The organism is Gilliamella sp. Choc5-1 (assembly GCF_001690595.1).
Classification (GTDB): domain Bacteria; phylum Pseudomonadota; class Gammaproteobacteria; order Enterobacterales; family Orbaceae; genus Gilliamella; species Gilliamella apicola_M.
The window spans coordinates 1-11,781 of the sequence record NZ_LZHH01000098.1 but is presented as its reverse complement, the minus strand read 5'-3'; the positions used below and the strand labels follow the sequence as shown (position 1 = coordinate 11,781).

Genomic DNA, 11,781 nt, shown 5'->3' with positions numbered 1-11,781 from the left:
CATACGCAGCTGTTTAAGCTCTTTACGCAACGCGATTAGCTCTTGTTCTTGTGGACTGCGATTATCTTTTGTTTTAAATGAGCCACTTTGGCTTGATTGCGTTATCCAACGGTCCAATGCTGATGGCGTCAAATCATATTCTGCAACGATTTCACTACGTGATTTACCATGTTGATAAAGACTGACCATTTGGTGTTTAAAATCATCTGTGAATGTTCGTCTTTTGCGTTTAATCTTATTCATATTTGTTCCTTTTTTAGTTGTGATAAGTTTACCTTACCCCTTAAAAAAGTTGTATGAATTAGTGTAGCCGATCCAATCAAAGAATACGAATAAAAAAGATTTGGTCTAGCATAGCTGATAGCTTGCGACGGCATTATTATTGCATCACTACGCTTAGTTCGATTATTGCTACCATTTGCTGCCTGCAATTGCCACGAATATGACAATAGCGGCAGTGCCAGTAATGCAATTTTTGCCAATGATTTTAGTGATGATTTAAACCAAAATGTCGAGGATATAAGAAAGAAAAGTGTAAAAACGTGCCTAATGGCGTTATTTGATAAGCTTAAGGCATAGGTTTGCCAGTGTTCGGTGTTTAACATGGTACTGCATCATATTTCCCTTGTCAAGTAAAGTTTTGTTTTATTTAATTTTTTATACCCGATCGATCATTAAATGATCTGTTTCGCTTTTTTCGCGTAATCGTTTGAAAACTATTTGACTAGCCTTTTTGAAAATTTTTTTAGTTTTATTAAGGGTTTTACTAATTGAGTTGTAAAAAACAGCGAATTGTTCTTTGTTATGATTAAAATAATCCGCCATAAACGCACCCGTGTTTTTTGAAATTATTTATATAATTTAAATTGTTAAATAGTTAAATATTGATTAATGACACGCTATTTCAATTAAAGTGCCTATTACTCTTTTTGATTTTTAAATCCCCAAACGGTATACACTCCTGAATATTTTTTACAAAAATAACCAGTAAAATAGACAAATAAACAGCCCCACTTGATGTGGGGCTGCTGTTATTCCGCTATTTGTTGAGAAAGGCTTTAAGGTGGCGACTTTACAACATGCACAGCTCGATGTTGAATTTGATATTGCAAGAAAAGATAGCTAAAAATTGCGTAAAGTAGGATAGTTACAAACAATCGCCGCGTTTATAAAAAATTATTTATTAAAACGTTAATATATCGTATCTTATTTGCTAATTTTTTTACGTTATTTTATCTAAATCAGCATGAAGTCTTTATTCAAAAAAATCTTGAATACAACTAAAAAAGCGATAATGGGATTTATGCTATTGTCCGTTTTGCTTGTTGTGTTAATGCGTTGGGTTAATCCTTTGGGTTCAATGCTGATGATAGAAAGAAAAATCGCTCATTGGAACATGACTCAACAACGCATATGGAAAGATTGGGATCAGATTTCTGATAACATTAAAATAGCCGTTATTGCTGCCGAAGATCAAAACTTTTCGAATCATTGGGGATTTGATTTTAAGGCGATGAATCGGGCTTTAAAACACAACCAAAATAATAAAAAAATTCGTGGTGCCAGTACAATTACTCAGCAAGTTGCCAAAAATATTTTTTTATGGTCATCGCGTAGCTGGATTCGTAAAGGGTTTGAGTCGTGGTTTACGCTTTGGATCGAGCTTACTTGGTCTAAACAGCGTATATTGGAAATTTACTTAAATAGCGTTGAATGGGATGAGGGTGTTTTTGGTATTGAAGCGGCTTCTCGTCACTATTTTAAGGTTAGTGCTAACCAATTAACGCCAACTCAAGCAAGTTTGCTAGCGGCGATTTTGCCTAATCCAAGAAAATGGAGTCCTGTTAATCCCAATAGTCATATTCAAAAAAAAGCAGAATGGATTCGTACCCAAATGAATAATTTGGGCGGTAAGTATTATTTAGATAAACTTAAATAATAGTTAGATGATTGTTTTTATAAATTCAGGCACCACTTTACTTGCTAGTCCGTAAATTTTGGTTTGAAACAGACTTTCACCTAAGCTCGGCTCTAAGTTCAGTTCAATCGTTTTTGCACTTGTTTGGTTAGCAATTTGTACAAACCCAGCGGCAGGATAGACATTGCCTGATGTGCCAATGGATATAAAATAATCCGCTTGTGAAAGGGCATCATAAATTTGTTCCATTTGTAGGGGGATTTCACCAAACCAGACTATATGTGGGCGAATGAGTTTGTTTTGTTGATAATTCACATCGTCAAAACAATTAATTATCTGTCCCGTTTTTTCATTACGGACTTTTAATAATTCACCATGCATGTGAATAATATTTTTAGATCCGGCTTGTTCGTGCAAGTTATCCACATTTTGTGTCACAATTAAGATATTATCAGTGCCTAATTTCTGTTCTAATTCAGCTAGCGCAAAGTGGGCTGCGTTCGGTTTTACGTCTGGATTTTGTAATTTACGGCGTAACATATTATAAAAATCATGTACCGCTGTTGGGTTGCGCATATAGCCTTCGTAAGTTGCTACGTCATTAACATCATAACCTTCCCATAATCCATTTTGGGCTCGAAAGGTTGATAAGCCCGATTCGGCCGAAATACCCGCGCCGGTTAGAATAACTATTTTAGGTATTGTCATAATTCATTGCACCTTTACAATTTAACTAAGGTTATTGAAAGTAAAATACTAACCAGTTATTGGCTGTATTCGGTAGTAAAAATATGCAAAGCAGGTTTGCTAAGTTTTTGGTATTGACTGTAGGCGCTTGCCACTTTTAACCGAATATCTGCTTTTGATTCGCCATTTAACCAACCGTTAATCATTGCGTGCACACTATATGCTTCGGGCGCCATACGGTGCAAAGTTAAAATAAGTGGAGTAATACCTAGGCGCGATAGTGGTGGCGTAAAGTATTGTTGGCTTTTGCAAGCAAATGCTGCCGCATAACGTGATTTTTGTTTTTCTTGTTGCTCTTTTGATAATGTTTCCCAACGCCAGCTATCGGGTAAGTATTTTTTCCATGACCATTCCATTAGTGAATCATGGCCTATATAGACAACTAGATCTGCACTTCCCCCAGCCATTACCATTTTATTATTTAATTTAAACGCTTTTGCCTTTTTGCCTGCTGAATAATCAATAAAATCATCAACAGTATCGTTAATATATTTGCCATTATACGCCTGTGCAATTAGATAAACATCTTTGTCTTGGTGTTTGTAAATTATTTCTTCTAATATTATTCCTGATTTGGGACGATTAATTTGCACAACTTGCCACTCTTTTTGTTTAGCAAAATAGGTTTTAAAGCCATAAGCTGCTCCCCAGTAAAGGTTGTTTTTGGGATCTTGACCGTTACCTATCGCCTTTGGAACTGGTGCTATCTTTTGATATTTGTTATCACATAGTGCCACCAAAACATGAATCACTTTGAGATCGGCAAAGCAGGGCAAGGAAAGTATGAAATAAATAATCGCTACAAGCCATAACTGTATTTTTCTTTTCTTCATTTGAGATTGTTACCTTAACTGTCATATTTATAACTATATTATTTTTATATAGACTTTATAACATATATATTCAGTTATTTAGCAAAAAAACAGTTAAAATTGTTGATTATCAATATCAATAATCCTGTAGTGAATTTACTTATTAATGTTTATTGTTGATGAGTTAACGAGCTGCAGCTCGTAAAGCTGTATAAGCTGAGTTGCATTCTCTTTTGGTCGATTCTGGATGCTTTCGTAGTTGTTCTTTGAAGATCTCAATACTGGCTTCTAAATTTTTTTCAGAATCAGATGGAATTTTGGATTGTGCTTGTAATTCATTTATTAGAGTTAGATATTTATCACATTCGACTGAACCTGTAGATATGCTTACGGTACTCTTTTTGTCGTTTTTATTACAAGCAAAAAGACAAAAAGAGACCAAAATAAATAATATACACGCTGTAAATTTTTTTAACATTTTAAATCCCCCTATAAAACTAACACACAAATTCGGCTGTTGAATTTATTTAAATGATAAAAAAGCCTTACTTTTTAAAGTAAGGCTTAGGAAGTTAATATTAATAAAAAATTATGCTTCGATAGCAACTCTTAACTTTTTCATTGCGTTTTTTTCAAGTTGGCGAATACGTTCAGCCGAAACGCTATATTTGTCAGCTAAAACCTGTAATGTTGATTTGCTTTCATCAGGATCCAACCAACGCGCTTTAATTATATCTTGGCTACGTTCGTCTAGTTGTGATAGTGCGTCATGTAGTTTATCTGTCGCATCATTTTCCCAATTGTCATTTTCAATTGATTTGGAAAAATTAGAGTTGTCATCTTCTAAGTATAGGGCCGGTGCAACAATTGAATTGTCATCGTCGTCGCTGTCAATATCAAACGACATATCTTGTGCAGACATGCGTGATTCCATTTCAAGTACGTCTTTACGGCTTACACCTAATTCATCAGCAACCATATCCACTTCAGCACTACTAAACCATCCTAAACATTGTTTAGTCTTTCTTAGATTAAAAAATAACTTTCTTTGTGCTTTAGTTGTTGCAACTTTAACAATACGCCAGTTTTTTAATACATATTCGTGAATTTCAGCTTTTATCCAATGTACAGCAAATGAGACTAAACGAACACCCATTTCAGGGTTAAAACGTCGTACTGCTTTCATTAACCCAATGTTGCCTTCTTGAATTAAGTCTGCTTGTGGCAAACCATAACCTGAGTAACCGCGAGCAATATGTGCCACAAATCGTAAATGAGATAAAATTAACTGGCGAGCAGCATCAACATCATCATGATAATAAAGTTTTTCACCCAATGATTTTTCTTCTTCTGCTGTTAACATTGGATAGGTGTTAATAATGCGAAGGTATGATTCTATATTTCCTTGTGGGATTAAAGCACCTACTTGCATTTTTAAATCAGTACTCATTTAACTCCCCCTTAAATTAAGTAATTTTGTCACATCATTAATTAAATGTAACAATTAAAAACGTTAAACTAACGTTCATTTATTAATTAGACTAGTAAACTATAAATTAGTTCATACTTTTTATTTTAAATTAATAAGTATTCACTTAAGCTCTGTAACTATTAAATTTGATTTATATTTTAGTTAATTACGGAAAAATAACTAGGTAATTCGTGTTATTTTTAAATATTTTTTTGTCGCAATAAGTGATGAAAACCATCCTATAATCATAGTAATAAGTATAATTAATATACTTTCATCCCACAATAAGCCTTCAAGATGAATCATTGTTCCAAAAATATCAGAAACATTCAATATAATTGATTCTATTTGAAAAATAAATATTTCCGATAATAACAACGAAACAACTGAGCTAACTAAACCAATAAAAATACCACTATATAAAAAAGGGCGTAAAATAAATCCTTCCGTTGCACCAATTAATTGCATTACAACAATAGTTTGCTTTCTAGCAAAAATATTTAGACGAATACTATTACCAATTACAAGTGATACAGCAATAATCATAAATACCGAAATGATCCATACAACAGATTTAATCATGTTGGTTAACGCGGTTAATCGAGTAAACCAACTATCATCTAACTTTATATCATCTATACCATCAAGTTTAAGTAATTCCGTTTGTAATTGATGCAATATAACTGTTTTTTTTGCTTCTTCTTTAGGCATAACAATAGCTACGGCTGGTAGTGGGTTTTCGTCTAATAAATCCAATGCATTACTAAATCCAGACCATGTTTTAAATTCTTCTATTGTTCTTTCTCGAGAAAGATAATCAATTTGATCGACTTCAGGATAAGATTTAAGTTTAACAATCAATTCAGCTGTTTGTTCGTGGGTTAAATCTTTATTAATATAAATAGTTAAATTAGGCGTTGGATACCATTGTTTTGCTGTTTGATTAGCATTTTTCCAAAGAAGGTAACTAATAGTTGGCAAAGTAATTGAAATAGCAATAACAAAAATGGTTAATAAAGAGGCAAAAATATGTTGAGAAAAATCATTAAAAGTATTACGCCAAGCATAACCAATTTGTCTTTTCCAACGAGAAAAAAAACTATTATTGTCTTTTTTCTTTAATTTTGTCGGTTTATTATTAGCGTAATTCATTAACTTCTAACCTCTAAAAGCCCTTGATTTAAATGCAGTATTCGATGGTGTCTGCGGCGAATAAGCCCCATATTATGAGTCGCCATCAAAACCGTTACACCTGCTTGGTTAAATTCTTCAAAAAGCTTTAAGATATCTTTAGATAGCTTATCATCTAAATTACCCGTAGGTTCATCAGCAAGTAAAACACTAGGACGATTAACAATTGCTCGTGCTATACCAACTCGTTGCTGTTCTCCTCCTGATAACTGTATTGGATAAAATTTCATTTTATTTAATAATCCAACTTTATCCAATGATGCCGAAACGCGCCTGCGAATTTCTTCTGCTGATTTACCTAAAATGATTAATGGAATTGCAACATTATCATAAACAGTATGATCCATTAATAACTGATGATCTTGAAAAATCATCCCAATCGTGCGACGTAAAAAAGGCATTTCGTGCTTACTTAATCCTGAAACATCAATACCATTTAATAAAACTTTTCCATCATTAGCTTTTTCTAAACCACAAATCAACCGCATTAAAGTACTTTTACCAGCACCAGAATGCCCTGTTAAAAATGCCATTTCTCCCGGTAATAAGGTAAAGTTTATATTTTGTAATGCCGATTTCCCGCCAGAATAAACTTTACTTACGCGTTCAAATTGAATCATGATTTATCTCTATTCATCTGCTTGATCAAACAAAGCATTAATAAAATCATCGGCAACAAAAGGTCTTAAATCATCAATTTTTTCACCTACTCCAATATAACGTATAGGAATACTAAACTGATCTGCAATACTAAAAATAATTCCGCCTTTTGCAGTACCATCTAGTTTCGTTAATGTCATGCCTGTAACACCAATAGCTTCATTAAAAAGCTTGGTTTGACTAATTGCATTTTGACCTGTGCCTGCATCAATTGTTAACATAATTTCATGCGGTGCCGTTTCGTCTTGCTTTTTAATGACTCGTACTATCTTCTTGAGCTCGTCCATTAAATGAGATTTGTTTTGTAAACGACCAGCAGTATCAGCAATTAATACGTCTATTTTCTTGGCTTTTGCTGCCTGTATTGCGTCAAAGATGACAGATGCTGAATCAGCGTTAGTATGTTGTGCAATTACAGGAATGTTATTACGCTCTCCCCAGACTTGTAACTGCTCAACAGCCGCTGCACGAAAGGTATCACCAGCGGCAAGCATAACAGATTTGCCTTGTTGTTGAAATTGACGGGCTAATTTGCCAATTGTCGTTGTTTTGCCTACACCATTAACACCAACCATCAAAATAACAAAAGGTTTGTGGCTATTAATATCAAGAGGCTTATCGACACCACTTAAAATTGAGTTCATTTCTTGCTTTAAAAGCTCATGTAATGCATCAGCATCTTTCAGTTCTTTTCTTGAAGCTTGTTTTGTTAAACTATCTATAATTTTTTGTGTTGTATCAAAGCCTACATCAGCAATAAGCAATTGTTCTTCTAGCTCTTCAAATAGCGCTTGATCAATCTTTTTGCCTTTAAATAAACTAAGAAAACCAGATCCAATATTTTGTTTGGTCTTAAAAAGACCTTTTTTTAACCGAGAGAAAAATCCTTCTTTTTTTTGTTCAAACATAAATAATTTACCCAAAGATCATTTCTAATGATCATTCTATCTTATTTTAGAATAAAGCCCAATGCATTCAATAAAAGAGACTAATATTATTTTTTCAAATCTTTTGTTAAAAATAAATATCTTGAGTTGTGATATATCGCCAATCATTTAATGGCAACTGATGAGTAAATAAATTATATTTTCCAATTTGAACTCTCACCAATCTTAAACAAGGAAAACCAACTGCAGCACACATTCGTCTAACTTGTCGGTTTTTTCCTTCCGAGATTGTAATACTTACCCATGAAGTAGGTACGGTTTTGCGTTCTCTAATAGGAGGGATTCTTTCCCATAGTTCTTTTGGATCATCAAGAAAATTTACTATAGCTGGCGCTGTGTGAAATTCTTTTAATTGTACGCCTTTTCTTAGTTTATTTATAGCTTGTTGATTGATAATACCTTCAACTTGTACCCAATAAGTTTTAGGTAATTTAAATTTCGGTGAGCTGATTTTGGATTGCAATTTTCCATTATTTGTTAATAATAATAACCCTTCACTATCGGTATCCAAACGTCCTGCAGGATAAAAATTAGGTAATTGTATAAAATCTTTTAATGTCTGATATTTTTCATGCGGTGAAAATTGAGTTATGACATTAAATGGTTTATTGAAAGCTATTAAAGTATTCATTTACCAATCTATATTAATCAATTAAAACCCTGAAAGCAAAAAAGCCCAGCATTGCTGCTGGGCTCGTGTATTTAAAAGTCTGGCGGCACCCTACTCTCACATGGGTAATACCCACACTACCATCGGCACTACGGCGTTTCACTTCTGAGTTCGGCATGGGGTCAGGTGGGACCACCGCGCTATTACCGCCAGACATATTCTGTCTTCTCTTTCTCAACTGATGTCCATTATCTCATATCGACATCAATCGCTCAATTCGGAACAAACTGTTTTATCAATCCTTCTTCGTTTATCGATGCTTTTCTACGCTATCAATAACTCCTGCGTAACCCAAAACAACTCCGAGTTGTAAGGTTAAGACTCTCGGTTCATTAGTATCAGTTAGCTCAATGTATCACTACACTTACACACCTGACCTATCTACGTCTTAGTCTCAAACGGACCTTACTGAATCTCTTCAGGGAAAACTCATCTCAAGGCTAGTTTCGTGCTTAGATGCTTTCAGCACTTATCTATTCCGCACGTAGCTACCGGGCAATGCAATTGGCATCACAACCCGTACACCAGCGGTGCGTTCACTTCGGTCCTCTCGTACTAGAAGCAAACCCTCTCAATTTTCCTACGCCCATGGCAGATAGGGACCGAACTGTCTCACGACGTTCTAAACCCAGCTCGCGTACCACTTTAAACGGCGAACAGCCGTACCCTTGGGACCTACTTCAGCCCCAGGATGTGATGAGCCGACATCGAGGTGCCAAACACCGCCGTCGATATGAACTCTTGGGCGGTATCAGCCTGTTATCCCCGGAGTACCTTTTATCCGTTGAGCGATGGCCCTTCCATTCAGAACCACCGGATCACTATGACCTACTTTCGTACCTGCTCGAGCCGTCACTCTCGCAGTCAAGCTAGCTTTTGCCATTGCACTAACCTCCTGATGTCCGACCAGGATTAGCTAACCTTCGTGCTCCTCCGTTACTCTTTGGGAGGAGACCGCCCCAGTCAAACTACCCACCAGACAGTGTCCCTTACCTCGATTCAGAAGTATAGGTTAGAACATCAAACATTAAAGGGTGGTATTTCAAGGTCGACTCCACACACACTGGCGTGCATGCTTCTTTGCCTCCCACCTATCCTACACATTAAGGCTCAATGTTCACTGTCAAGCTATAGTAAAGGTTCACGGGGTCTTTCCGTCTTGCCACGGGTACACCGCATCTTCACGGCAAATTCAATTTCACTGAGTCTCGGGTGGAGACAGCCTGGCCATCATTACGCCATTCGTGCAGGTCGGAACTTACCCGACAAGGAATTTCGCTACCTTAGGACCGTTATAGTTACGGCCGCCGTTTACTGGGGCTTCGATCAGGAGCTTCTGCATAAGCATAACCCCATCAATTAACCTTCCAGCACCGGGCAGGCGTCACACCGTATACGTCCACTTTCGTGTTTGCACAGTGCTGTGTTTTTATTAAACAGTTGCAGCCAGCTGGTATCTTCGACTGATTTCACCTACGTCCGCATGGGATTTCAATTACACATCAGCGTGCCTTCTCCCGAAGTTACGGCACCATTTTGCCTAGTTCCTTCACCCGAGTTCTCTCAAGCGCCTTAGTATTCTCTACCTGACCACCTGTGTCGGTTTCGGGTACGATTAACTATAACCTGAAGCTTAGAGGATTTTCCTGGAAGCAGGGCATCAATTACTTCACTGCCTTAGCAGCTCGTCATCACGCCTCAGAGTCTTAGTGACCGGATTTGCCTAATCACACCCCTACACGCTTAACCCACCATCCAATAGGTGGTAAACCTAGCCTTCTTCGTCCCCCCATCGCAGTTATAGCCAGTACGGGAATATTAACCCGTTTCCCATCAGATACGCCCTTCGGCCTCTCCTTAGGGGTCGACTCACCCTGCCCCGATTAACGTTGGACAGGAACCCTTGGTCTTCCGGCGAGCGGGCTTTTCACCCGCTTTATCGTTACTTATGTCAGCATTCGCACTTCTGATACCTCCAGCATGCCTCACAACACACCTTCTACGGCTTACAGAACGCTCCCCTACCCAATACACTTGCGTGCACTGCCGCAGCTTCGGTGCATAGTTTTAGCCCCGTTACATCTTCCGTGCAGGCCGACTCAACTAGTGAGCTATTACGCTTTCTTTAAATGATGGCTGCTTCTAAGCCAACATCCTAGCTGTCTAAGCCTTCCCACTTCGTTTCCCACTTAACTATGACTTTGGGACCTTAGCTGGCGGTCTGGGTTGTTTCCCTCTTCACGACGAACGTTAGCACCCGCCGTGTGTCTCCCATGATTCAACTTGTCAGTATTCGGAGTTTGCATCGGGTTGGTAAGCCGGGATGGCCCCCTAGCCGAAACAGTGCTCTACCCCCAACAGTCATTCATGAGGCGCTACCTAAATAGCTTTCGGGGAGAACCAGCTATCTCCCGGTTTGATTGGCCTTTCACCCCCAGCCACAGGTCATCCGCTAATTTTTCAACATTAGTCGGTTCGGTCCTCCAGTTAGTGTTAACCAACCTTCAACCTGCCCATGGCTAGATCACCGGGTTTCGGGTCTATACCCTGCAACTTAACGCACAGTTAATACTCGGTTTCCCTTCGGCTCCCCTATTCGGTTAACCTCGCTACAGAATATAAGTCGCTGACCCATTATACAAAAGGTACGCAGTCACTATCACCCAACGGTAACAGCTCCCACTGATTGTACGTACACGGTTTCAGGGTCTATTTCACTCCCCTCCCGGGGTTCTTTTCGCCTTTCCCTCACGGTACTAGTTCACTATCGGTCAATCAGGAGTATTTAGCCTTGGAGGATGGTCCCCCCTTCTTCAGACAGGATATCACGTGTCCCGCCCTACTCTATAAGCTTCCACATATCACACCTTCGTGTACGGGACTTTCACCCTCTATCGTGCGACTTTCCAGACGCTTCCACTAATACGATATGCTACCCGCTTGGGCTCCTCCCCTTTCGCTCGCCGCTACTCAGGGAATCTCGGTTGATTTCTTTTCCTCGGGGTACTTAGATGTTTCAGTTCTCCCGGTTCGCCTCATCTAACTATGAATTCATTAGATGATAGTGTAGTTTCCTACACTGGGTTTCCCCATTCGGACATCGACGGCTATTACGCTTTTTATCAGCTTACCGTCGCTTTTCGCAGATTAACACGTCCTTCTTCGCCTCTGATTGCCTAGGCATCCACCGTGTACGCTTAATTTCTTAACCTTACAACTCACAGTTGTCTTGGTTTTAATTACGCTTTCTTCTCTTTCTTACTTCCAGTCGCCTATATCTATATATCGCTTCCTTCCGTAAAAACGAGAACTCGTTTCTTTCAGCTTGTTCCTAATTGTTAAAGAGCTTTATCTTTCTATTCACT

At 37.8% G+C, this 11,781-nt stretch carries 10 protein-coding genes, 2 rRNA genes and 1 pseudogene; 1 reads left to right on the top strand and 12 read right to left on the bottom strand.

Annotation, left to right across the window (positions count from 1 at the left end; all coding sequences use genetic code 11):
- Together A9G35_RS08625 and A9G35_RS08620 are read right to left on the bottom strand one after the other, a co-directional pair.
- Positions 1-243: transposase (locus A9G35_RS08625; protein ID WP_065636273.1), on the bottom strand; the 243-nt coding region annotated here is incomplete at its 3' end.
- Complete coding sequence (locus A9G35_RS08620) at positions 240-605, bottom strand: hypothetical protein (protein WP_065636516.1); 366 nt, start codon at positions 603-605, stop codon at positions 240-242. The genes A9G35_RS08625 and A9G35_RS08620, both read right to left, overlap by 4 nt.
- A 641-nt stretch (positions 606-1,246) precedes the next feature.
- On the opposite strand from A9G35_RS08620, the gene mtgA reads away from it, so the two are divergent.
- Complete coding sequence (gene mtgA / locus A9G35_RS08615; protein WP_065636515.1) at positions 1,247-1,939, top strand: monofunctional biosynthetic peptidoglycan transglycosylase; 693 nt, start codon at positions 1,247-1,249, stop codon at positions 1,937-1,939.
- A gap of 3 nt (positions 1,940-1,942) precedes the next feature.
- Here mtgA and cobB read toward each other — a convergent pair whose 3' ends face one another.
- The 10 genes and pseudogenes from cobB to A9G35_RS08565 all read right to left on the bottom strand — a co-directional run bounded on the left by cobB (position 1,943) and on the right by A9G35_RS08565 (position 11,627).
- Positions 1,943-2,626, bottom strand: coding sequence for a Sir2 family NAD+-dependent deacetylase (gene cobB, locus A9G35_RS08610; protein ID WP_065636514.1), 684 nt, complete (start codon positions 2,624-2,626; stop codon positions 1,943-1,945).
- Positions 2,627-2,682: 56 nt separating this feature from the next.
- Positions 2,683-3,498 carry a hypothetical protein gene (locus A9G35_RS08605; protein ID WP_065636513.1) on the bottom strand — a complete coding sequence of 272 codons (816 nt, stop codon included), beginning with the start codon at positions 3,496-3,498 and terminating at the stop codon, positions 2,683-2,685.
- A 163-nt stretch (positions 3,499-3,661) separates the two neighbouring features.
- Positions 3,662-3,955, bottom strand: coding sequence for a hypothetical protein (locus A9G35_RS08600; protein ID WP_065636512.1), 294 nt, complete (start codon positions 3,953-3,955; stop codon positions 3,662-3,664).
- 111 nt (positions 3,956-4,066) lie between these two features.
- The gene (rpoH, locus tag A9G35_RS08595) at positions 4,067-4,927 is read right to left on the bottom strand and encodes an RNA polymerase sigma factor RpoH (RefSeq protein ID WP_065636511.1); all 861 of its coding nucleotides are present in this window, start codon (positions 4,925-4,927) and stop codon (positions 4,067-4,069) included.
- Positions 4,928-5,128: 201 nt separating this feature from the next.
- On the bottom strand, positions 5,129-6,100 hold the full coding sequence (gene ftsX / locus A9G35_RS08590; RefSeq protein ID WP_065636510.1) for a permease-like cell division protein FtsX: 972 nt from the start codon (positions 6,098-6,100) through the stop codon (positions 5,129-5,131).
- Positions 6,100-6,759, bottom strand: a complete 660-nt coding sequence (gene ftsE, locus A9G35_RS08585) for a cell division ATP-binding protein FtsE (RefSeq protein WP_065636509.1) — start codon at positions 6,757-6,759, stop codon at positions 6,100-6,102. The genes ftsX and ftsE overlap by 1 nt, the downstream gene beginning before the upstream one ends.
- Positions 6,760-6,768: 9 nt before the next feature.
- Positions 6,769-7,692: pseudogene (gene ftsY, locus A9G35_RS08580) on the bottom strand (signal recognition particle-docking protein FtsY); the annotation flags it as partial.
- A 121-nt stretch (positions 7,693-7,813) separates the two neighbouring features.
- Positions 7,814-8,377, bottom strand: coding sequence for a pseudouridine synthase (locus A9G35_RS08575; RefSeq protein WP_065636508.1), 564 nt, complete (start codon positions 8,375-8,377; stop codon positions 7,814-7,816).
- Between the two features lie 77 nt (positions 8,378-8,454).
- Positions 8,455-8,570: ribosomal RNA gene (gene rrf, locus A9G35_RS08570) — 5S ribosomal RNA — on the bottom strand.
- A gap of 157 nt (positions 8,571-8,727) precedes the next feature.
- Positions 8,728-11,627: ribosomal RNA gene (locus A9G35_RS08565) — 23S ribosomal RNA — on the bottom strand.
- Positions 11,628-11,781 lie beyond the last annotated feature (154 nt).